This window comes from Brevibacillus formosus, assembly GCF_003013405.1.
Taxonomy (GTDB): Bacteria; Bacillota; Bacilli; order Brevibacillales; family Brevibacillaceae; genus Brevibacillus; species Brevibacillus formosus.
Window position 1 is genome coordinate 150,847 of record NZ_PXZL01000012.1, and the last position, 22,385, is coordinate 173,231.

General features: G+C 44.5%; 23 protein-coding genes. 20 read left to right on the forward strand and 3 right to left on the reverse strand.

Going from position 1 to position 22,385, the window contains the following annotated elements; genetic code table 11:
• The first annotated feature begins 144 nt into the window (after positions 1–144).
• Both C7R91_RS12305 and C7R91_RS12310 read left to right on the forward strand, forming a co-directional pair.
• A complete protein-coding gene (locus tag C7R91_RS12305; protein WP_047070526.1) occupies positions 145–834 on the forward strand; it encodes a response regulator transcription factor in 690 nt (229 codons plus the stop codon).
• Positions 800–2,254, forward strand: coding sequence for a HAMP domain-containing sensor histidine kinase (locus C7R91_RS12310; RefSeq protein WP_047070527.1), 1,455 nt, complete (start codon positions 800–802; stop codon positions 2,252–2,254). Before C7R91_RS12305 ends, C7R91_RS12310 begins: the two co-directional genes overlap by 35 nt.
• A gap of 5 nt (positions 2,255–2,259) precedes the next feature.
• Here the strand turns inward: C7R91_RS12310 and C7R91_RS12315 are convergent, their stop codons facing one another.
• Complete coding sequence (locus C7R91_RS12315) at positions 2,260–3,309, reverse strand: DctP family TRAP transporter solute-binding subunit (RefSeq protein WP_047070528.1); 1,050 nt, start codon at positions 3,307–3,309, stop codon at positions 2,260–2,262.
• A gap of 98 nt (positions 3,310–3,407) precedes the next feature.
• Here C7R91_RS12315 and C7R91_RS12320 point away from each other — a divergent pair, with 98 nt between their 5' ends.
• The 16 genes from C7R91_RS12320 (at position 3,408) to C7R91_RS12380 (ending at position 19,342) form a co-directional block, all read left to right on the forward strand.
• Positions 3,408–4,979 (forward strand): ATP-binding protein, encoded by a 1,572-nt coding sequence (locus C7R91_RS12320; RefSeq protein WP_047070529.1) that lies wholly within the window; start codon positions 3,408–3,410, stop codon positions 4,977–4,979.
• Positions 4,966–5,727, forward strand: a complete 762-nt coding sequence (locus C7R91_RS12325) for a response regulator (protein ID WP_047070530.1) — start codon at positions 4,966–4,968, stop codon at positions 5,725–5,727. Before C7R91_RS12320 ends, C7R91_RS12325 begins: the two co-directional genes overlap by 14 nt.
• Complete coding sequence (locus tag C7R91_RS12330; protein ID WP_047070531.1) at positions 5,714–7,081, forward strand: sigma-54 interaction domain-containing protein; 1,368 nt, start codon at positions 5,714–5,716, stop codon at positions 7,079–7,081. The genes C7R91_RS12325 and C7R91_RS12330 overlap by 14 nt, the downstream gene beginning before the upstream one ends.
• 49 nt (positions 7,082–7,130) lie before the next feature.
• Positions 7,131–8,060, forward strand: coding sequence for a S66 peptidase family protein (locus C7R91_RS12335; protein ID WP_047070532.1), 930 nt, complete (start codon positions 7,131–7,133; stop codon positions 8,058–8,060).
• A 211-nt stretch (positions 8,061–8,271) separates the two neighbouring features.
• Positions 8,272–8,646 carry a DUF4280 domain-containing protein gene (locus C7R91_RS12340; RefSeq protein WP_047070533.1) on the forward strand — a complete coding sequence of 125 codons (375 nt, stop codon included), beginning with the start codon at positions 8,272–8,274 and terminating at the stop codon, positions 8,644–8,646.
• 37 nt (positions 8,647–8,683) lie between these two features.
• Entirely contained in the window at positions 8,684–11,458 is a 2,775-nt protein-coding gene (locus tag C7R91_RS12345) for a late control protein (RefSeq protein WP_106786193.1), read from the forward strand.
• A 104-nt stretch (positions 11,459–11,562) separates the two neighbouring features.
• Positions 11,563–12,399, forward strand: a complete 837-nt coding sequence (locus C7R91_RS12350; protein WP_047074956.1) for a hypothetical protein — start codon at positions 11,563–11,565, stop codon at positions 12,397–12,399.
• A gap of 343 nt (positions 12,400–12,742) precedes the next feature.
• Positions 12,743–13,084, forward strand: a complete 342-nt coding sequence (locus C7R91_RS29325; protein ID WP_047070534.1) for a hypothetical protein — start codon at positions 12,743–12,745, stop codon at positions 13,082–13,084.
• A gap of 40 nt (positions 13,085–13,124) precedes the next feature.
• Complete coding sequence (locus C7R91_RS29685) at positions 13,125–14,009, forward strand: CdiA family toxin C-terminal domain-containing protein (RefSeq protein ID WP_047070536.1); 885 nt, start codon at positions 13,125–13,127, stop codon at positions 14,007–14,009.
• 9 nt (positions 14,010–14,018) lie between these two features.
• Positions 14,019–14,348, forward strand: coding sequence for a ribonuclease toxin immunity protein CdiI (gene cdiI / locus C7R91_RS12360; RefSeq protein ID WP_047070537.1), 330 nt, complete (start codon positions 14,019–14,021; stop codon positions 14,346–14,348).
• A gap of 254 nt (positions 14,349–14,602) precedes the next feature.
• A complete protein-coding gene (locus tag C7R91_RS12365) occupies positions 14,603–15,943 on the forward strand; it encodes a hypothetical protein (RefSeq protein WP_047070538.1) in 1,341 nt (446 codons plus the stop codon).
• A complete protein-coding gene (locus C7R91_RS29140; RefSeq protein ID WP_141336881.1) occupies positions 15,894–16,139 on the forward strand; it encodes a hypothetical protein in 246 nt (81 codons plus the stop codon). Before C7R91_RS12365 ends, C7R91_RS29140 begins: the two co-directional genes overlap by 50 nt.
• 449 nt (positions 16,140–16,588) lie before the next feature.
• Positions 16,589–16,987: a hypothetical protein gene (locus C7R91_RS12370; protein WP_052773407.1), complete on the forward strand. Its 399-nt coding sequence runs from the start codon at positions 16,589–16,591 to the stop codon at positions 16,985–16,987.
• A gap of 635 nt (positions 16,988–17,622) precedes the next feature.
• The gene (locus tag C7R91_RS29335; RefSeq protein ID WP_160309984.1) at positions 17,623–17,784 is read left to right on the forward strand and encodes a putative holin-like toxin; all 162 of its coding nucleotides are present in this window, start codon (positions 17,623–17,625) and stop codon (positions 17,782–17,784) included.
• Between the two features lie 361 nt (positions 17,785–18,145).
• A complete protein-coding gene (locus C7R91_RS12375; protein WP_047070539.1) occupies positions 18,146–18,826 on the forward strand; it encodes an SOS response-associated peptidase in 681 nt (226 codons plus the stop codon).
• Between the two features lie 186 nt (positions 18,827–19,012).
• Entirely contained in the window at positions 19,013–19,342 is a 330-nt protein-coding gene (locus tag C7R91_RS12380; RefSeq protein WP_047070540.1) for a hypothetical protein, read from the forward strand.
• A gap of 336 nt (positions 19,343–19,678) precedes the next feature.
• Here the strand turns inward: C7R91_RS12380 and C7R91_RS12385 are convergent, their stop codons facing one another.
• Positions 19,679–19,960, reverse strand: coding sequence for a DUF5983 family protein (locus C7R91_RS12385; protein WP_047070541.1), 282 nt, complete (start codon positions 19,958–19,960; stop codon positions 19,679–19,681).
• A 618-nt stretch (positions 19,961–20,578) separates the two neighbouring features.
• A complete protein-coding gene (locus tag C7R91_RS29955; protein WP_160309985.1) occupies positions 20,579–20,947 on the reverse strand; it encodes a DUF3238 domain-containing protein in 369 nt (122 codons plus the stop codon).
• Positions 20,948–20,993: 46 nt separating this feature from the next.
• On the opposite strand from C7R91_RS29955, the gene C7R91_RS12395 reads away from it, so the two are divergent.
• Together C7R91_RS12395 and C7R91_RS12400 are read left to right on the forward strand one after the other, a co-directional pair.
• Positions 20,994–21,314 (forward strand): deaminase domain-containing protein, encoded by a 321-nt coding sequence (locus tag C7R91_RS12395; RefSeq protein ID WP_106786194.1) that lies wholly within the window; start codon positions 20,994–20,996, stop codon positions 21,312–21,314.
• Between the two features lie 23 nt (positions 21,315–21,337).
• On the forward strand, positions 21,338–22,027 hold the full coding sequence (locus tag C7R91_RS12400; RefSeq protein ID WP_047070543.1) for an Imm3 family immunity protein: 690 nt from the start codon (positions 21,338–21,340) through the stop codon (positions 22,025–22,027).
• The last annotated feature ends 358 nt before the right edge of the window (positions 22,028–22,385 follow it).

A 22,385-nucleotide genomic window follows, 5' to 3' on the forward strand; every position in this document is an offset into this window, starting at 1 on the left:
TTTCCTATTTTCCAAAAACATCAAAGCCAAATTTAAATACAAGGTTGTAAACTGATAGAATAGAAGTACGTAGACTATTAGAGAGACCATGCGAGAATTCTCGAATAGGAATGATCATATGTCTGTAAATCAGGTAGGGAAGATATGAAAAGCATTTTGTTGGTAGAAGATGAACTGGTGATATCGCGCGTGCTGAAGGCTTACTTGCAAAAGGCAGGGTATGAGGTCTGGCAAGCGAACGACGGAATCGAGGCAGTGGAGCTTTTTGACGAAAAAAAGCCGGATCTTGTTCTGTTGGATGTCATGCTCCCTGAGCGCAACGGCTGGGAGATTCTCCAGTACATTCGCGAAAAGAGCTCCTGTCCGGTCATTATGATGACGGCGCTCGGTCAGACAGACCAGAAGCTCAAAGGACTCAATCAAGGGGCAGATGACTACATAACGAAGCCTTTTGTCGCAGATGAAGTAGTTGCACGAGTCAATGCGGTGCTGCGCCGCTCTGTTATTTTGGTGAAAGATCAGGAAACCCGACTATTTGGAAGCTTAAAAATAAACTTTCAGTCCCATCATGTGACGCTGCACGGTCTCGAGCTGACGTTTCACCCGCGCGATTTGTCCTTGCTGCTTTTTCTGGCACAAAATCCGAATCAAACCTTTACCCGCGAGCAATTGATCGAACAAGTATGGGGAATGGACTATGGCGGGAGTGACCGTGCTGTAGACCTGGCGATCAAGCGGGTCAGAAAGACGCTGGAGAATTGGCCAGTTCAGGAAGGCGAGATCAAGACGCAAAGAGGGGTTGGGTATCAATTCTGTGTTTATAAAAAACAATGAGCCCGTATCGCTGCTGCGCTATTGGACTACACGCTATCTACTCACCCTCGTGATCGGACTGCTCATCATTGGGGCTGTCTCTGCCTATTGGATCAAGTACGCTGCGATTGAAAAGCAGATCGAGGTCACGCGGCTGTTTGCCGAGGAAGTGGCTGATCGAGTCGTCGATGATGTTGGAAATATTTTGGTAGGGGAAAAGCTTCACCAGGTATTGGATAACCGACGCAAGTTTATGGGTGTTGATCGCAACCTGATTTTGTTCATTGAAGATGTAAAAGGCGAGGTCGTATACAGTCGGCCAACCAAGCTGCCGCCTCCTTTGCAGCAGGCAGCGCCTGAGTTGTTGGAGCAGGCAGATAAGCGAAATAAAGTGAGGCATCCGTCGGGTGAGACCCTGTATGTAATCAGGAAGAATTTGGAGTTCAATGACCAAATTATTGGCAAGGTGATCTTGCTTTTCCCAGAAACAGATATCAAGGTAGGGAAAGAGGAAATTCAATATTTGGTCGTCATGCTGGGGAGTTTGGGTGTGCTTGGTTGGGCAGTTATTTATTTTCATGCTCGGAAGCTGTCTGAACCGATTCAAAATGTGGTGATGTCCGCACGACAGATCGTAGAAGGAAACTACGACGTCTTGATCAATAAAACGATCAAGGAAAAAGAAATTCACGAGCTGGTGCATACGTTTGCGGAAATGGCCGACCGTCTTCGGCAGTTGGAAAGCATGCGAACAGAGCTTTTGGCTGGGGTGACGCACGAGCTGAAAACCCCTGTTACGTCGATTAGCGGATTGATCCAGGCAATTAACGACGAGGTGGTTTCCGGTGAGGAGCAGAAGGAGTTTTTGGAAATCTGTTTGAAGGAAACAAAGCGCCTGCAAAAAATGGTAGAGGATTTGCTAGACTTCAATTCATTTGCCGTAGGAGCGATCACCGTTTGTCAGGAAGAGCAAAACGTGAACAAGCTGATCCGCGAGATCGCCTCACAATGGCAGATTGTCCACGACCTCGGTCACGTCACGCTTACCGTTGGGGTTCTGGAAAAGCAGACGATGATCTATGTCGATCCGGGCCGTGTCCAGCAAATCTTGATTAACCTTTTGAACAACGCGAAACAGGCTGTTGGTGAGGCTGGAAACATTGCGCTCACACTTTACAAAACGGATACCGATTTACGAATCGATGTCAAAGACGATGGACCAGGAATACCCGCAAAGGAACAGCCACTTGTGTTTGAGCGTTTCTTCCGGGGAAGCAATAAAAAAGACAAAGTACGTGGACTTGGTTTGGGGCTGTCCTATTCTCGTATGATGGCGAAGGCTCTTGGCGGAGATCTCCTCCTCACAAAGAGCACGCCTGAGGGATCTGTTTTTACGCTCATTTTGCCCATGCGCAAGGAGCAGAGCGAGGAGATTGCGTGAGAGCTTCACCGGCGTTGGTGGAGCTCTCTGATTTTCTGCATCAAGGGCTCTCCGATACTCGGAGCGAATTGATCGTAGACTGGCTGCAACGCTTCGATCCAGGCCGCACGTTCTTCTGCTGTCTGTACGTGGATGTGCATCCCCCTATTTTCTTGGAGCAAGCGCAGCTGTTTGTCATTCATCGAGACAGCCAATTGATTATTGTACGCTGTTGCTTCCTGCATCGCTTCCGATATGGCCTGCTGAATATCGGCGGGGAGGTTGTTCCAAAACGTTTTATTAATCACGACGGCGTAGCCCAGATAGCTGTGGTTGCTGATCGTCATGTGCTTTTGTACTTGGTAGAGCCGTTTGGTGTACACATTGGAGATCGTATTTTCTTCGCCGTCTACTTTTCCGGCAGCCAGCATGCTGTATAATTCATTGAAGGAAGAGCCTACAGGGATTGCCTGGAGCGTACGAAACTGAGCTTCGATCACGTCGCCAGGAATGATGCGCAAGCGTTGGCCGACAAAGTCGGAAGGCATGATCAACGGTCGGTTGGCTGTCACTTGCTTAAAGCCGCTTGCCCAGAAGGCCAGCCCTTTCATGTCGGAATCTTCAAGCTTATCAAATAGTATTTGGCCGATTTCTCCATTGAATACGGTCTCGACGTCCTCCTGCGATCGAAACAGATAAGGCAGATCAAGGACAGCCCACTCGGGAATCGTGTTCGACAGATAGGAGAATGCAGGGGCGATCATCTGGATTTCACCGTTTTGCAAAGCAGTCATCTCGGTTTTCTCGGTGTGAAGGATACTGTTGGGAAAGACCTGTACCTCTACACGCCCGTTTGTCTTTTCCTTCACTAGCTGGGAAAAGCGTTCGATAGTCAGTCCCTTCGGCGTATTTTCCGCGATCACGTGGCTGAACTTGATGATAATTTGATTGGACAGCCCTACCTGTTCTTCGTCGTATCCTCTGTTTTCCATCAGGAAATCTGGACCGAAGCCTATCATGACAGCGCTCACAAGTCCGAGTATGACAATGAATGTACTGGTTACTAACGATTTCATTTTCAAACACCTGCTTATGTTGAATGAATGTGAGTTGCAAACCCAATGGAAAGGAAAGAACGAACCTGTTCGAACGCTTAACAATCAAATGGAAGATTATGCTGCTCTCCGTCGGAATCGTTCTTTTTTCCTTGATCATCGGAAACCTGATCATGGCCGGAGGGATTATTCGGATTACAGAAACCCAATTGGGACAACGGCTGATGACCACAGCGCGCACGGTTGCGACGATTCCAAATGTACAAAAAAGCATTCAGGAACCAGACGGCTGGAAGGTGATCCAACCGACAGCAAACAATCTGCGCGTCGTTAATGATGTGACGTATATCGTCGTGCTGAATAAGGAGCGTGTCCGTTACTCAGACCCGCTAGATGAGCGGATTGGTACGGTGTTTATGGACCCTGCGGTTGATGAGGCCTATGCCGAGCACTCCTATTTTCAAAAAGTCAAAGGAGAGATGGGGATGGCTCTGCGGGCCTACGTGCCGATCATGGATGACCAACATCAGCAGGTGGGTGTTGTCTTGGTCGGACGTGTCATGCCAGATGTTTGGGGGATCTTGTACAGCGAGCGAAACAATATCGCGCTGACCTTTTTCCTCTCCTTGTTGTTCGGGGTGTGGGGCTCCTATCAGTTGGCCCGTCACATGAAAAAGCAGATGCTCGACCTGGAGCCGGACGAAATCGCGCGAATCCTGGTAGAGAGAACCGCAACCTTCCATGCCATGCATGAGGGAGTTATCGCCATCGATAATCGGGAGCGAATCACAATCTTTAACGACAGGGCGAAGCAAATTTTTGGCATAGAAGGAGAGGTGCTGGGCAAGCACATACGGTCTGTCCTGCACGACACCAGATTACCAGAAGTGCTGGAGCTTCGCCAGAATTTTACCAACACGGAAATTCACGTCGGCAATACGCTGCTCTGGTCCAACCGTTTTCTGATCAAGGTCGAGGAAAAGATCGTCGGCGCCATTGCGATTTTTCAGGACAGAACAGAAGTGGCGAGAATGGCGGAGGAACTGACGGGCGTAAAAGAATTCGTCGGTGCGCTGCGGGTACAAAATCACGAGCACATGAACCATTTGCACACCATCGCAGGCTTGCTCCAGCTTCATCAGCATGAAAAGGCACTCGCGTATTTGTTCGAGGTCAACGAGCAGCAGGAGGAGCTCACCTCCTTTTTAACGACGCGGATCATGGATGAGAATTTATCTGGGCTCTTGATTGGCAAAGTAAGCCGCGGAAGAGAGCTGGGCATTCGTGTTGTCATTGATCGCAGGAGTCATCTGGAACGTTTTCCGCCGTACATGGATCATCATAATTTCGTGCTTATTTTGGGGAATCTGATCGAGAATGCCTTTGATTCACTGGAGCGAATCGAACGCGAGGAGAAGGAGATCATGATTAGCATCGAGCAAGACGAAGAGATATGCTCCATCCTGGTGGAGGACAACGGAATCGGCATGGACGAAGAGACGCGCCGACACATGCTGGAACGAGGATTTTCTACGAAAGAACGTGCGCACCGTGGACTTGGTCTGCATCTGGTGCATCAGTTGGTCAATAAAGGGGGAGGCGAGCTGGTTTGCCATTCGGCACGCGGAGAAGGGGCCAGCTTTCTCATAACGTTTCCGATGGGGGAGGTGGAGAGTCATGGAGAAGGATAACGATAACATTCGCGTACTGATTATGGAAGACGATCCGATGGTACAGGAAATCAACAAGCAGTTCATTGAGCGCGTCCCGGGCTTCGTCGTGGTCGGAATTGCAGCCAACGGGGCAGATGGACTGAAGCTAGTGAATGAGCTTACTCCCGACTTGGTGATCATTGATATTTTCATGCCGATCCAGGACGGGGTGAAGGCGCTGATGGAGCTGCGCGCCGCCAAACATGCTGTGGACGTCATCGTCGTAACAGCTGCAAAGGACAAAACCACGATCCAATCGATGCTGCGCAATGGGGCGATGGACTATATTATCAAGCCGTTTCAGTTTGAACGGATTAAGCAGTCGTTGGAAAACTATCGAGAGTTTCGCCGACGGATTGATTGGGAGGGCACCGTATCCCAGGATGAGGTTGACCAGCTGCTATTCCGTAAAAGTCCAGAAAAAGAACAATTCGATGCCACTGCGGGCAGGGGAGTGCTGCCGAAGGGACTGCACGCTGTCACCATGGAGCAAATCATGCGCCAGATCGAAAAAGAGAGCCAGCCGCTCTCGGCAGATGACGTGGCGGAACGCGTAGGGATCGCGAGAGTGACGGCCAGACGGTACTTGGACTATCTGGAGAAGAGCGGGAGTGTCAGAATGGATGTCAGCTATGGTGGGGTAGGCAGACCGACGAATCGCTATGTACGTGTCACCTCACAAGATGCGGGGGGCACGGGAGGTAAAGGGCGCCATGATCGATTATGAAGCGTTATTAGGCTCGCTGTTTGATATCGTGCACGTAACAGACGCTGAAGGCAGAACCTTGTTTTGCTCGGGACGATACGAGGAATTTTTCGGAATCGATCCCAGGGAGATGATGGGCAAACCGATCGAGGAGTTTTATCCTCTCGGTTATTTTGCGCCATCGATCACGATGCGGGTCATTCGCGACAAGAAAAAGATACATACGATTCAAACCACCCGCAAAAATCGCAAGCTTTTTGTGGAAGGCACACCGATTTGGGATCAGGACGGGGAGTTTAGCGGAGTGATCCATACGTTCATTGATATAACGAGTCAGGAGCAACTCCAGCAGGAATTACATGAAGTCAAGTACGTCGGGACGGTCTTGCAGAGTGAAATGACCAAGGAGAACAACAGGCAAAAAGGAGAGACTAGCTTGATCTACCGCAGTCAGTCCATGGAGCAGGTCGCCATGATGGCCAAAAAGCTGTCTCAGGTAGAATCATCCATGATCTTGTTGGGAGAATCAGGCGTTGGAAAAGGCGTGCTGGCAAAATACATCCATGAGTGCAGTCCGCGGGTGGACAAGCCATTCGTGCACATCAACTGCGGAGCCATTCCCGAGACATTGCTGGAGTCAGAGCTGTTTGGCTATGAAAAGGGTGCTTTTACGGGAGCATTCAAAGATGGCAAGGCAGGTTTGATTGAAAAGGCAAACGGAGGCACGCTGTTCTTGGACGAGATCGGGGAGATGTCACTCTCCTTGCAAGTGAAGCTGTTGAATGTGTTGCAAGAAAAAACGATAACGCCCGTAGGCAGCTCTGTTTCGCGAAAAGTAGATGTAAAGCTGATCACGGCGACGAATAAAAACCTGCGGCAAATGGTCAAGGAAGGCAGGTTTCGCGAGGATTTGTACTATCGCATTCATGTCGTCCCATTGGAAATTCCGCCGCTGCGCGAACGGCGGGAAGAGATACCCGTGCTCGTTCATTACTTTCTCAATGTCTTTTCGCAAAAGTACTGTTTGGAAAGACAGCTCGCAGACACCTGCTACCGCATCCTCAGTGAATACGATTGGCCTGGCAATGTGCGGGAGTTGGAAAATGTAGTGGAACGGCTCGTCGTCACGTCTCACGATGTCCTAATTACACCCACGCAAATTCCACGTTACATTCATAACCAAGAGTACAGGGAGCACAAAGGGATCAAGGTCGATCGCGTAATGCAGATGCAGGAAGCCATGGACGAGGTGGAGCGGCAGCTCGTGCACCGGGCGTATGAGCAGCATAAGACGACGACAAAGGTAGCGGAAGCGCTCGGAATCAGCCAGCCTTCTGCAAGTCGCAAGCTGCGAAAATGGCTATGCACCATGTGACATAGATGTACGATACTGGGGAGAGAACCCGGAGGAGGAGACTGGACAGATGAACAAAGGGAAAGCATTGCGAGCGGGAGATACAATCGGAGTAGTGGCGACTTCTAGCCCTGCTACAGAAGAAGTGCTGAACAAAGCAATGGGAGAACTGCAAGGTTTGGGATACAAGGTGAAAATATCGGATACATGCCGGGAATCGTACGGTGGGTATTTGGCGGGAACTCCTGAGCAACGGGCGGCTGAGCTGAATGCCATGTTCGTCGACGAGGAAGTGGACGGGATCATGTGCATGCGCGGCGGTTACGGTTCCCCGCAAATACTTCCTTTGCTCGACTATGACCTCATCGCCCAAAACCCAAAGCTGTTTATCGGCTATAGTGACATTACGGCGCTGCATACTGTTTTCGGACAGCGTTCGAATCTGGCTACCCTTCACGGGCCGATGGCTACTTCAGACATCGCGCATGGTCTGGATGACTGGTCCAAGCAATATTTGCTGCGCGCTATGACTCGCCCCGAGCCATTGGGATCGATCATGAATCCGCCGGGGGAAGAAATCGTCTGTCTCGTCGAAGGTCAGGCAGCTGGACCCGTAGTCGGCGGAAATCTCGCCCTCGTCTCCGCCTTGATGGGGACGCCTTACCAGCTCGATACGAGAGGCAAGCTGTTGTTCCTGGAGGATATCGACGAAGAGCCGTACCGGATTGACCGCATGCTGACACAGCTTGCTCAAGGAGGCTTATTTGATGATTGTGCGGGCGTCGTCCTCGGGACATGGACCGATTGTGAGCCGAAAAAGCGCGAAGGCTTCTCTGTCTGGGATGTGTTTCATAATATCGTCGTACCGTACGGAAAGCCGACCATCTGGAACATTCAGATCGGACATGGCGCGTGCAACATCGCTCTCCCCCTGGGCGTAGAAGCTAATCTCGATGCGACAAACGGTGAACTGGTGATCGAAGAGAGCGTAACGATATAGCTAGCGTAAATATGTTTGAATTCAAGAAGGCTTCCCCAACCATTGCAGAGTTGGTGGAGGCCTTTTTGGGTTTCTTAGAAAAATAAGGAAACAGGACATTTGACCCATAAATTATTTTCCAATTTATCCCGATTATTAGATGGAATGTAAAAATAAGACGGAATATGGAAGTTGCTTGCGGAGGATTTTTTTGGAAGGGGAGATAGGTCTAATGATGCTAGCGTTACTTCAAGCACTTACAATGGGGTTGTTCAGCCCCGAGTACTCATATGTCGTGCGGGGAGCGACCCTCAAGTGCAGTCAGGGAACCGACCCCGGCATTTTGAATTTACCCTTGTGCCATGGCGTTTATAGTCTTAACAAGCCTGTCATGAATGTCGCCGATCACGTCCCCGGCGTGAATATCGGATGCTTTGGGTTTTGCAAAGCGGCAGGAGGAGATGAGTGTATACCACAGACGTTCTCGAAATGGACAGATGGAAAACACGATGTGCTCATCGACAACGAGCATGCTTTGCTGAGCAGGTCGCAGCTGGTTTGCAATCGTTCAGGCATCATCACGATTGAAAAAGACGGTCAGGATTGACGCTTATCGCGCTTGCTAGAGAAGGAGGGGAGAGAACATGCAGCGTACAAGCGGCGTCATGACCTATCAGGATATAAAAGTCGTCTGGCCATATGGACTGATCCGGCTGGATCAGCTGGAGTTCGTCCATCAAACAGGCACGCATGCCAAGCTTACGATCACAGGAATTGTCCCGGAAGACAAAGAGGACGAGATCATCAATCGTGCTGGCACCCACGATCCCATCGAGCTGTACAAGGTGGAAGGCGGGCAAAAACAGCCGATATTCATGGGGCGGCTGGATCATGTGGAGATCAAGGTCGTACGGGACATTCACTACGTCACGATAAAGGCCGTGTCGCATACATATGCGTTGGACATGAGCGTGAAAACACGTTCGTTTCAACAGGTGAATCGGTTGTACAGGGATGTCGTAGACGAAATCATGTCCGTCTATCACGGTGGAGATGTCATCGATCAAGCCTTCGACGACCGCCAGCAGGGCAAATTCATCATGCAGTACGAAGAGACAGACTGGACCTTTTTAAAACGAATCGCGTCCCATGTTGGAGCCGTTCTCGTCCCGGATTTGAGTGCGCATAAGGTACGCTTGTGGATCGGTATGCCCGAGGGACGCAAGCAAATCAAGCTGGAAGATGAATCGCCATACGAGGTCAACCGGGCCATCGCACCGTACATGAAAAAAGCCGCAAACGGCTCCTCGTCTGTCAGCGAGTACCAGTACACGACATACGCCTTCGATTATGACGACCTGCTCCAAATCGGGGATGAGGTGCAGCGGGAAGGGCAAACGTTTGTCATTACAAAAGTGACTGGAAAGCTGGAGCAGGGACTCCTGAGGTGGAGCTACATATGCGCCGTGCCAGAAGCCGTCAAGCAAACGAAGCTGTACAACAAGGCCATTATCGGTGCGGCGATCGACGGAAAAGTAATTCAAATCGGACGGAATCAGGTCAAGCTCCACCTGAACATGGACAAAAAGCAAGAGCCAAGCAAGGCCCAGTGGTTCCCGTATGCAGCGGAAGGCAACCAGATTTTGTACCTCATGCCCGAGATCGGGTCAAAGGTAAAGCTGTACTTCCCGAGCGCCGAAGAAGACGACGGCATGGTCATGAACTCCGTGCGCCATGCGCCTAAAGGAGCCGCTGCCGAGAAGCAGGAGCGGCAAATGCAGGACCCCGGTGTAAAGACGTTTGGGAATCCGCAGGGAAAAGAGTTTACGCTCGGGGATAAAGAGCTGACGATGACGGCCAAGGAAGGGATGCTCTACATCTCGATGAACAAGGATGTTGGCGTCAGTCTGAAAAGCACCTCGAATGTGAATATCAGTGCGAGTGGTGTCCTGACCTTGAAAGGGGCAGCCGTGTCTTTGTCCGGGACTGAGAGCTTGAACGTGAAAACGGCGTCGGATACGATAGAACTGTTGGAGGAAAACAAATCCAGTAGTGAGGAGATTAAGCTAGAGGCGAGCAAACGAACGAAGTACAACCAGCTATTTAGTGAATTTGAAAAACAAGTGCAGGCTAAAGGTATTGAAACGGTGAAAAAAGAGCGAATGCGGGCAAATTTTGACGCAGAAACGCAGGGGAACAAAGAGTTCTGGGGAGATAGTTTATCTTCGTTGTGGGGTGCTGTGGTTGATACAGCAGATATTGTGTTTACCACAGCAACGTTCGGTGGCTCAGAAGAAATTTATGAATGGGTGAGTGGAGAAGACGTAGGTACACTTACCGAGCGAAATATCATGGCAAAGGGAGTCTCGGATCGTGCTACCAATGCCTTGAATTACGCTGGAGATGTACTCACGGGGAATAAATCGGCGAAAGAAATGGGAACAGATGCATTAGAAGCGGCTTGGTCGGGTGCAAAAGGAGTCTATAGCGATTTCATAGAACCCTTTGTAAAAGATGGGCAATACATGTTGGAAGACACACAAGGCGGCATGTGGACCAGGTCTATTGAAGAAAGCTACGAAAAAGGTCGAAATAGAGGCAAGCAAGATTTAGTTATTGCCGAGCTGCTACTCAGCCGTGGGGCTGCGTCTGCCTATAAGCAGGGAGCCAAGAAGGTAATTGACTTAGAGCCAGATGGGGATGCCCAACGTGGAAAACGAGACAGTGGGATTAGGACGGGAATACTTCTCGATGGCGCAGATAACAATCGGAACAGTAGCCCATCCCTAAGGGGTGGGAAGCTAAAGACGCAGGCTAAGAGCTTCACAGAGTCGTTTGCTGATTTACAAAAAGAGGTTAATAAGCTTCTTAAGCAGATGGGGAACATGCTTGGTGGAGTTGCTGTTTTCAGAGAGGCTTATACGGGTGAATATAGGGTTTATTTTGTTCGGCATGATGATTTGGCTGGTGGTAATGGCGGTGGTGGAGGAAATCATCGTCGTGGAGATGGGGATAATGAGGGGACTGGCACTGCTAAGACAGAATCTATACCACCAGAGAAATTATTAGGGATTAAACATGCAAATATACTAAATCCTAGAGATGCTTTATATCAAAAAGTTCAAATAAGAGGAGGCGTATCAGGAAAACCTGCAAGTCGTCATTTAACTAAACATGAGAGAAATTTAGCTAATCAAATTCTGGATGATATTTCAGCGCAAGCTCGCGGTGATGCAAGTGCCAGAGCACGTTTAGAGGCATTGAATGATCATGTGCTTGAAAATAGAAGAAATGGGCAAAACTACGCAGGGTGGAATTCTGTATATATTCGAGATGAATATGGAAACAATGGTGTAATGCGCATTATTTATAGGCAAACTTCTGAAGGCATTGAATGGAATGTAGTACAATGGCACTAGATTTTTATGTGGTGGAGTCCACTTTTTATTGATAGTAATTTGATTTAAAATCGTAAAAAAAGTGAAAATTGAGGATCACTAACTAGAGAAGGGGAGACAGTCTGGTGGACGAGAAAGTCAAATATATAAATGAGTTCTTCAAACATTTAACGCAAAATAATGATACAAACGAATATCATACGTTTTTTGCACTACTTGAAAGAATAAAAAACAACTCCAGCTTGCTAGAGTATTACGGAAAAGAATTTGTAGAGCATATGATAGAGATTCTCCCACATATAGAAGATAAGTATGATAGAGCTTTACTAATAGAAACGATTATGGAATGCTTGGATATTTACACATTTAGTCAAAGCTACCTCAAGGAAATTTTTGATGAATATGTGTTATGTATAGCCGAAAAAGCTGTTAATGTGAAAGGGATGTCAGCATGTTTAATAAGTTTTTTACAAGCGGGAATAAGTGAAAAAGAAGTAATTAAGAAGTTGGAGGAGAATTTAGAGAAAGAATATGTAATAAGTGTACTCTCAAAAATGTATACGAATTATCTTGCTAATTCTGTAGAAGCTAAATCTACCTTGCTGAAAGAAGCTCAGGAGGCATATTATTTAAGTCAGCGTTCTGGCATCATTGCGCAATTTTTATTATTAGTGAATCCATACGTTCAGAAATATGCGGGAATAAGTCAGATCACTTTCTTGTATGATTCATACAGAGGCGTGTATGAGGACTGCTGGCCAAGAGGCTTACTTCCTAATATGAAAGACACACTTATTAAGTCAAAGATATTGTCATTAAAGGAAATAAGTATTTTAGAAGAGTTGGATAGTTTAATCAACATGCAAGGAAAAGACTTAGATTCGATGGAAGTCAGAAAATTGTATGATGATTTTTTCCAAAATAAAGATCCATTCGAGGTCATCTTTACTCTGCCGGTGTAGCAAATTTAAGTGATCTATCAAACGACTCATGAAATGTTCCTTGGATTACTAAGGAAGAAGCATAGATTATTTAGAAAGTATTGATTGATTTTGTGTTAAATAACATATTTTACAATGAATGGTAATTTAACTGGTGATACATACAATATTTACGAATTGAATTTGATGTTGATAGCGGATCGTACCATACGATCAACAAAACTAAACTTGATAAACTTTCAAAGGCCTATTCCAACTTGAACGGTGAGGGGGAATGAGCCTTTTCTGTTTGCAGAGGAATCCACCATATTTTGTTTCTTTTTGTAAGTTTGTTTTCAAAGCTAGATAATTCTGGAGATATGCGTTGTGGGGTGCCGTGGTTGATACAGTAGATATTGTGTTTACCACAGCAACGTTCGGTGGCTCAGAAGAAATTTATGAATGGGTGAGTGGAGAAGACGTAGGTTCACTTACCGAGCGAAATATCATGGCAAAGGGAGTCGCGGATCGTGCTACCAATGCCTTGAATTACGCTGGAGATGTACTCACGGGGAATAAATCGGCGAAAGAAATGGGAACAGATGCATTAGAAGCGGCTTGGTCGGGTGCAAAAGGAGTCTATAGCGATTTCATAGAACCCTTTGTAAAAGATGGGCAATACATGTTGGAAGAAACACAAGGCGGCACGTTGGACCAGGTCGATTGAAGAAAGCTATGAAAAAGGTCGAAATAGAGGCAAGCAAGATTTGATTATCGCCGAGCTAGTGGTAAGCCGTGGGGCTTTGTCTGCCTACAAACAGGCAGCTAAACAGACAATTGACCTAGGTCCAGATGGGGATTCCCAACGTGGAAAACGAGACGGTGGAAATGGAACGGGATTACTTCTCGATGGCGCAGATAACAACCGGAACAGTAGCTCATCACTAAAGGGTGGGAAGCTAAAGACACAGGCTAAAAGTTTTCCAGAGTCGTTTCCTGAATTACAAAAAGAGGTTGAAAAGCTTCTCAAGCAGATGGGGAAAGTTGTTTTTCTCAGAGACGCTCATACGGGTCAATCTAGGGTTTATTGGGCTCGGCATGATGATTTGTCTGGTAATGGAGGCGGTGGTGGTGGTAATCATCGTCGAAGTGATAATGGTAATGAGGGGACGGGTAATAGTGTACCTAAACACAACTATTCTGCTAACAGCAAAAATCATTTGATAAAACCTGAGGGTGTTAATAAAACAGGCGTAAGTGGCGGTCATAATGCAAAGCAGTTTTTCGACTATTTGGAAGCCAATGGAATTCCATATAAAGTAGAGAACAAGGTTCCGCATCCTTCCGTCCCTGGTGTATATGATGTGTACTATAAGATAGCAAAACAAGAACGTGGTGTATACACAAGTGAATTTAAAGCATCAACTCATAAAAAGACAGTTTACGATGAAACTGTGTTTACTGATGAGCAAATGTATAAATATTGTCAAGAGGCAATGGATAACGGAACCGAATATTTAACTAGAGGTGGGCAACAGGTAATACAAGGCACCGCATCAAATGGATTAAAGTTTGAAGGATGGAAAAATCCAACTACTGGAGAAATAGAGAGTGTATACCCTGTATTAGAATGGAAAAATTATGGCAACTAGGAGGGTTTTATGTTAATAGATAAACAGCCGGTCATTCAAGATTTTTTTTCCTTTTTGAAGAGCGATTTACTTGATATGCTAGAGTGTTTATCCAATGGAGAGCCGTGGCAAGATCATATGATGGGATATGAACTTCCAGAGCATTCTGAGGAGATTGAATTTAAAGAAGGCATAATGATATTCATTAACACTTCTTCGTATAACGAAATCATTATGAAAAGTACAGATTTCTATGATTGCTTGAAAGAAATATGTGTAGAATTTATTGGGGAAAACCCGGAACAAAAAGTTCAAGTGAATCTACTTATCGACAAGATAAAGGTTGTTTTAAATTTGTAAAAACTCCACCCAGCGCTAGATAAACCAGCAAAAAAACCAAGAAAATTAGGCAGGGTTTACATATTACACATATGATCGTACAATACAACCAATAAACCAAACTCTTAAAAACTTGACAAAAACACTTGATAAACTTTCAATGGCTTATTCCAACTCGAACGATGAGAGGGAATGAGCCTGTTTTGTATGGGACGGAGGGCGATTAGATTTCCCTAGGAACATTTGCATAAATGCCAAGTGCATGGAGGGAAGTAGTGTGGCTGCCAACTTGGCAATGTGGGCTCATTAATAACCAGATTTCAGAGCTGAAAGGGAAGTTAGATGCTCTCGGAGATACCTTGTTAGGCTTGTGGAATGTGGTAGTAGATGCCGGAGATATTGCGTCGACCGCGTTACCAACATCGTATCTGGTAGACGCCATTTACGAAGGGGTGACTGGGGAAGAGCGACCTTCACTCCTCGAACGAAATGATCTCGCGAGAGGAGCTGTAGAAACCGCTACGAATGCAGTCAATTACGTGGGAGATACGGTAACGGGCAATAAATCGTGGGAACAAATTAAATCTGATGCAAAGTCGTTTGGACAAGGGCTATACGATGACTATATCGACCCATTCGTGAAAGACGCCCAATATGATCAAGATAACTTGTTTAAAGGCGGTCTGTGGACCAGATCAGAAGAACAAAGCTATGCGAAGGGCCAGAATGAGTTTAAGAAAGACATGGTGGTTGCAGAAGTAGCGGTAAGCGCTCTTAGTGCTGGTACAGGTACAGCCGTTACGCGGACAGTGAAACTGGCTAATAAGCTGGATGGGCCAGGTGGTCGAAAGGGTTTGGATGGTGGCGCCTCGATTTTTGATGGGAAGATGAAGACGAGTGCTAAGACACTGGGTGATAAGCAGACAGATATTCAAGCAATAGTTGAAAAGTTACAAATGAAAATGAAAGAACAGTCGAATAAAGAGGTTGATGATAGACTGGATGGCGGGAAGGTTCATACTGGTTCTCGTGCCCCAGAAACCCAAACGGGACACGCTGCAAAATCTCTCGATATTCCTAATAAAAATGTATTACCAAAGGTAGTGAACGAGGATTCTGGACATTCGAATTATTCTCCGTCGCTGAATAGCAAGGCTAATAGTGCTAACAAAAATAATTCTCAAGGAAGTAATAAGCCAGATACTGAATCGAGGACAGGGCATGCTCAACATGCTGAAAAACCTTACGAGATTCCTGATGAGAAGGATTTACCAAAGGTAGTGAACGGCGATTTTGGGAATTCGAATCATTCTACGCCTCCTAAGGGTAAGGGTGATAGTACTAAGAAAAATAATCCTCAAGGAGATAAGAAGCCGGATACTGAGGGGACGGGTAAAGTTCCAAATGTAAGTCATGGAAAAGTTTTCCCAACAAGAGTAATTGATTTAGAAACAGAAGGTTTTATTATTGATAAAGTTAAAGTGTTAAGAAGTAAGCTTTCTAATAGGATTAAAGGTGATCTAAATTTTGCGTATGCGAAGGTAGAAATTGAAGGAATTGACAAGGATGAATTTTATTCTCATAGTAGATGCTGGTGTTACTGGAGGTCCTTATAGTGTTGGCATGACAAGTGCCGTTGATGGTAAGGGGAAGTACGGCAAAATTCAACTTTCAGCGGATGGTAATGCGAGTTTATTTGTTTATTACAACAAAGGAGACGGAGTTTGGAAGCAGTGGACAAAAGATGATCCAGGAGCAGGTTGGATATTTCTTCCTAAATCAGGCGGCTCAGATTATCTTCATTTTACATGAATAACGGTTGGCAGTATAAAATTGAATTATTTGCATCTGAATCCCGTAGTACAACAGGAACTATAAGAAACTCCATAGAGTAACTTTATAATCTAAGCTGCGGTTGAAGACAAACTCCCTTATTGCTTCCATAGCATAAGGGGGTTTTTTAATGACCTCGTACCTTTCAGTTTTAACTCCTTTTAATCCCTTCCTTCTCATTTTTTTTAACGATTACTCAGGTCGTAATACTTTCGCCCTGTTCCGTTACGACTATTTCAGCGAAAATGATAGTAGAAAGTAGAACGAAATACAAAAAAGAAAGGATGAAACTTGTGTGGAACAAACGTATTCTCTATGTCTATGAGTCTTCCTCTGAATGCGAGTTAGATTGTTGCTGCCTATAAGAAATTCCGTGCGTAGTAGATGTAGTACAATTTACCTAATATAAAAATGTGAGGAGAAATGAAATGTTAAATTTATACGGTAATGAAAAAACGATCGTATGCGAAAATTGTGGTAAAGACATTATCAAGGGTAGCGAAGACAAAGGACCTGGTATCATTATTATTCTTGAGAACAACCAAGACGTTATAACCAAGGTAATTCCAAGTTGCAAAGGACAGTGCGATGATATTTTGCAACAAAAACACGGTTATGGTGGCTGGAAAGACATAACAGATTTCACTAACCCACTGTTATTTATGCAGAATACAATGGCTATAATGAACAATTTACATGAAAGTAATATCTCAGAAGATGCCTTTACGAAATACAAGGAAATACTTCTTACAGGTTTTCAATATGTTCTTAGAGAACCGACAGATGATGACTGGCATGAATTCAATATGGATAAATTCTCATTTTAAATTGTTACACTTTTTGGAACTCCGTACCGCCTTCCACTTCCACCCACTCTCGACCATGCCTGTTCTCTCTTCGATGGTTACAAACCTCATGGCAGATACCTTCAATGCCCTCCTTATTGGAGGGCATTTTTATATGGAATGATTGAGTAACCAGAAATTCTAATGTCATTTTTCACCCAAAATTTGTTTGTAGCCAAATCACAACTATTTTGAGGCAAAGCGCGATTGTTACATTGAGAGGAATTAAAGTGGAAAATACGGTGAAACAGATGAGCCGTCCCGCCACTGTAAGAGAGGCCCCCACACTTTTATCTTGGACAGAGCACTACATGTAGGTGATACGACGAGAAAAAATTCATGCGATTTCTATGTACGTAACTTGTTTCTAATGTAACCAGTTAATCGACACATAATGATGGCATGCAATGCTTCCTAAACGAGAACGAATGAGAACGAAATTGAGCGTAATGGGGTGTATAAATGTTAGAAATAGGAGGATCAAATTGGAGATCCGGGCAGGTCAAATTGAAGACTAAATACGGGGTGTCTAACGTTACATTGAATAGCATTCTGAAAGGAATCTTGAAATTTTTTCCAAGTTTTTATGAAACTCCTCCTAGGAGAAGCTTTTTGCCGTGCTATACTGTCTCTACGGTACAGATAACGGGTTTCTCAGAGGTGGTCAGTTCATCCTCACGTCCAATAACAAGGGGGGTGAGAGCATGACAGTATTCGAGGCATTAATGCTTATGCTTACGTTCGGAACACTGATCGTGATGCTGACCAAAAAGAAGTAGACCGCCTTATGCTTGCGGCCTGGCGGTCTAGGTTCTATAACACTCTGATGTTTGCCGAGCTGATCCCATGAGGGAACCTTCTCTGTACGAACCGGCATGGTGTTGGTAGCGCCATGTCGGTCTTTTTATTTTGTCCGTAATCCCTTGAGTATAAAAGGATTACCTGCAACTTTACTACATCCATAGTATCACTGGGCTGATACGCTCGTAAACAACTTTGAACAAAATTCGGTTATCAACTAACTGATTTGTCCGCAAAAGAAGTGTTATTAGATTTGATCAAAGGAATTGCATCGAGGTCTGTATTGCACTGGTTGGTAACGTGTTCAGTAGGCTATGATGATTGTTAGAGGTGATCGCAATGTGCGGACGATTTACGATTGTATTTGATGCGGAAACGTTGCTTAATCGTTTCGATATTGAGGACATTCCATTCGACTGGCGAGAGATTTATAACGTAGCACCTGGGCAGAAAATACCTGCCATCATTGAAAATAAAGAAGAACGGCGCATTGGCCAATTGAAGTGGGGCTTGGTTCCATTCTGGTCAAAAGACGAAAAGATTGGCTACAAGATGATCAATGCAAAATCGGAGACGATCCAGGAAAAACCTGCTTTCAGAAATTTGTTTACTCGTAAGCGTTGTATCATCCCAGCTGATGGCTTCTATGAATGGAAGAAAGTCGGGAAGGATAAGCAGCCTATGCGGATCATGATGAAAACCGGTGAACCGTTTGCGTTCGCTGGCTTATACGATACTTGGACAAGTCCAGAAGGAGAAAAACTGCACTCCTGTACGATTATCACGACTAAGCCTAATGAAGTTGTGGCTGATATACACGACCGCATGCCCGTAATATTGAAGAAACAGGATGAGCAATTATGGCTTGATCGCGAAAAGTTCGATGCCGACTTGTTACAGTCGTTACTCGTTCCATATGACCATGATCAAATGAGAGCCTATCCCGTGGCCACAATAGTAGGAAACCCCAAAAACGATCAGCCAGAATGCATACAAGAAATAGCTGACCCGTCCCTATAAAAAGGGACGGGTTATTAAATTGAATATGTCAGATCGAATTTAAACACTATTTTACCAATAGCATTTATAAATTTATTTCCATTTTCTTACTTTTTTGTTTCTATTTTACACGTTCGGTGTTATTATTCGTATAGAGCAACAACTAGATCAACTCCAAAATAAATAACATTATTAGGAGATGATAGTATGAAAAAAGCAGTCTTAACTCTAACAGCACTTGCAAGCATTTTCTCGTTTAATTTATTTGCTAACGATGTATCTGCCGCATCATCACAAAGAAATAATCCTGATCAGATTGTAGCTAATTCTACAATGTATTCTTCCATCTCTATGAGAGTCGGTGAATACAGGTTACTTGCTGGTGATATTGTGTCCCTTTCCTATTCAAATCCAACAGACTGCATTGGCTTAGACGGATACGGAAAATTAACTGCTTTCAAACCTGGAAATGGTGTTGTAGTTGCTGAATGGAACAGTGGTCATAGAGTTGTTTATTCTGTCACAGTAACTCCCTAAGGGGAATTGGATTAGAAGGCCCCTATTATGAGAGCACTTCAAAAGTAGTGTTTTGGTTGAAACTAGATTCTTCTCTAAAGATTCTTTTCTAAAATGGGGTACCACCAGCAAATCGCGATTTGCTGGTGGTACCCCATAACTATCAATCTGTAAATTTTTGTACTCCATAATGGCTTCTTCCACTTCTGCACGCCCCAAAGCAGCAGCAATCCCATATTTATTTGATCTCCTTCGGCGTCAGGCGGAACCACGATGATACGGCTACCAGCTTGAACCTCCATTCCCTCGATTGTCGCGGCTTGAACGACCGTAACGTTTTCTTTTTAAGCAGGCGCACTACCAACCAAAAACAGGAAGATGCTCACTCCTAGCACCCTCACAATCCAGCATGACCCATTTAAAATTTTTTTCCTTTGCAAGATTCATGATTCTCTGCAAGTCATCCGGCAACCAATCCTCGTCATCATAAGGCACCGATATAAACCACCCATACTGCATGTTCATATCGCTCTTTGCAAAGAATGGAAGGCTAAGTGTGTCCTTTTCTAACATCTGATTGGTTTCTAATGAAATGTGCACGGTTGACAATTCCAACATAGCAAAGACGGTTAGGCTCATACATGCACGCTCCTTCATCCTGTTGTTATGGTGAGTATGGCACCAATTGGTGCCATACCTTTCTCCAAAAACAGCAATAACGCCCGAGGATTCGGACGTTTCTGTACATAATGTTTATTATCAAACAACAGAGCATTTCAACGTATAAGCAGCAAACCCTTAGGGATCATGGTCTTCGTAGGCGATACGGCAAAATTCAACTTTCAGCGGATGGTAATGCGAGTTTATTTGTTTATTACAACAAAGGTGACGGAGTTTGGAAGTAGTGGACAAAAGATGATCCAGGAACAGGTTGGATATCTCTTCCTAAATCAGGCGGCTCAGATTATCTTCATTTTTACATGAATAACGGTTGGCAGTATAAAATTGAATTATTTGCATCTGAATCCCGTAGTGCAACAGGAACTATAAGAAACTCCATAGAGTAACTTTATAATCTTGCTCCGATTGAAGAAAAACTCCCTTATTGCTTCCATAGCAAAAGGGAGTTTTTTATCAGAATTAGTTATCTACATAAATTTTATGATCCATTGGAGGAACTAAATCATCCAAATATTCACCAGTCTCTCGGGGATCGTGCAGAAACAACTGTTGCCATGTACCATTATCTACCTGTTTTTACATTTCGTATGCAGGAAATCCATCATGTTCGCCAGTTACCTCTACTCCACCATTACTCCACACTTTAACATCTAACACATAATCGATTCCTGGTGCCGCTGGCTCTAAAGGATTGCCGCACGCACACACCAGCCTAAATTTTACATAACTGGCGCCCCAAGATTCCCATTTATACTCCAAGCAACTATTAGAAATTTGACCTTGGTTTGTGCTGTTTTGTCCGTTTGAGCATTCGACTTTCCGGTGGCTAACCCCAGTATTTTTGTATGGTGTAACCGTGCGGCGGTCAAAGTCAACCCATATCTCTTGTGCTGTCCGATATGTTCCTGTTGGAGATGCCTCTCGGTTATCCCCCTTATAGAACACTGAACAAGAATCATCACCAATCGGATATGCATATGCTAGTACCCAATTGAACGGGGATAATAAGGAAAAGACCTATGCTGATTATTCATTAAAACCAACAAAACCAAAGTACGAGGCTACTGAAGCACCAGATAGGAGTGGTAATGTAAGATTAAGAGACAATGATACTGAGTATAAAATTCTCAATGATTTGGCATCTAGACTTGATAAATTGCCAGATCCATCAAAAGCTCGTGGAAAAATAAAATTATTTACCGAATTAGATACATGTGGAAGTTGTAGCAGAATTATAGAAAAGTTTCAAAAAGATTATCCCAATATTGATATTGAGGTAATCCATAATGGTGATAAGATAGTTGAGCCATAAGAAATTTGTTGGGAGGACATAAAGTGAAACGAAATTATGAGGCTTTATTTGGAGCTTTTTATGAAAACTATTTTTATTTTAAAAGTGAGGGAATGAGTGGTCCTGAAGCTCTTGCTTGCACATGTGAGGCATACTTCGGTATGGATAAAAGAGGTGAAATGGAAAAAGCAGTATTGTCTATTGCGGAAGGGAGAATTCACTTAACACATTCGAAAATTTTTGTTAAATCGAAACAAAAGATAATTGATGCATTAAATTCTCTAGATTTAAATAAGTTACAACATGAAATAGCTCCAGATGATTATCAGGACATATTAGAACGAAGAGATATGGTGCTTGATGGAATTGAAAGTATACCTGTAGATTATAGTCCGAATACAAGATATTACTACTTTGAAATAGAAAAGGAAGTTAAAAATTTCTTTGGGATTATATTAAATGAGAAGAAAGATGCAATTGAGCTTGTTGAGGAAATAATGGAACGATTCGAGCGTGAATGTAGGAGTACATTAAGTGAAAAAATAGTTGTTAGAACAACACTTGCAGAACTACTTATCAGATATAGAATTAATGCTAAAGGGGAGTTTTTGAAAATAAAAAATGAATTAGAGCAATTCGATATGAATGATGTGGGGGAACAATTGTCGGAATTTGAAAAGTTGGATCTTTCTATGCGAATTAAGGAAGTCTTAACTAAACTTCAAAATTTATAGATCATTTTATTATTTCAAGGAAGTGTATTTAGAATGACACAACCCAAAACGCCACAATGCGAGCTAACCGCCGTGTTGTGGTCTTCTTTGTTTCTGTCACCGTCTCAGCGGTTGATGGATAGAACCCACCCAGTGCGGAATGCATTGGGTGGCTAAGCTCAGGCAGACTTAACCCATGTAATACCCGTATAAAGGTTTCTTCATTTTGGTTATACGTACAGGAAGCTTGAATTTTATACCCAAATTAACATCAATGCTTTGCGAATTACAGGTCAATTATGGTCAGATACCACCATGATTGACCTGTTTTTATATGCAGATGATTTTGAACCTTATGCCCGAACTCGGCTCAAAGGTA

Excerpts from the sequence above, each read along its gene's own strand:
- C7R91_RS12305 (WP_047070526.1), top strand. The coding sequence starts at position 145 with ATGAAAAGCATTTTGTTGGTAGAAGATGAACTGGTGATATCGCGCGTG.
- C7R91_RS12315 (WP_047070528.1), bottom strand. The coding sequence starts at position 3,309 with ATGAAATCGTTAGTAACCAGTACATTCATTGTCATACTCGGACTTGTG.
- C7R91_RS12320 (WP_047070529.1), top strand. The coding sequence starts at position 3,408 with ATGCTGCTCTCCGTCGGAATCGTTCTTTTTTCCTTGATCATCGGAAAC.
- C7R91_RS12325 (WP_047070530.1), top strand. The coding sequence starts at position 4,966 with ATGGAGAAGGATAACGATAACATTCGCGTACTGATTATGGAAGACGAT.
- C7R91_RS12330 (WP_047070531.1), top strand. The coding sequence starts at position 5,714 with ATGATCGATTATGAAGCGTTATTAGGCTCGCTGTTTGATATCGTGCAC.
- C7R91_RS12335 (WP_047070532.1), top strand. The coding sequence starts at position 7,131 with ATGAACAAAGGGAAAGCATTGCGAGCGGGAGATACAATCGGAGTAGTG.
- C7R91_RS12340 (WP_047070533.1), top strand. The coding sequence starts at position 8,272 with ATGATGCTAGCGTTACTTCAAGCACTTACAATGGGGTTGTTCAGCCCC.
- C7R91_RS12345 (WP_106786193.1), top strand. The coding sequence starts at position 8,684 with ATGCAGCGTACAAGCGGCGTCATGACCTATCAGGATATAAAAGTCGTC.
- cdiI (WP_047070537.1), top strand. The coding sequence starts at position 14,019 with ATGTTAATAGATAAACAGCCGGTCATTCAAGATTTTTTTTCCTTTTTG.
- C7R91_RS29140 (WP_141336881.1), top strand. The coding sequence starts at position 15,894 with ATGAATTTTATTCTCATAGTAGATGCTGGTGTTACTGGAGGTCCTTAT.
- C7R91_RS12370 (WP_052773407.1), top strand. The coding sequence starts at position 16,589 with ATGTTAAATTTATACGGTAATGAAAAAACGATCGTATGCGAAAATTGT.
- C7R91_RS12375 (WP_047070539.1), top strand. The coding sequence starts at position 18,146 with ATGTGCGGACGATTTACGATTGTATTTGATGCGGAAACGTTGCTTAAT.
- C7R91_RS12380 (WP_047070540.1), top strand. The coding sequence starts at position 19,013 with ATGAAAAAAGCAGTCTTAACTCTAACAGCACTTGCAAGCATTTTCTCG.
- C7R91_RS12385 (WP_047070541.1), bottom strand. The coding sequence starts at position 19,960 with ATGAGCCTAACCGTCTTTGCTATGTTGGAATTGTCAACCGTGCACATT.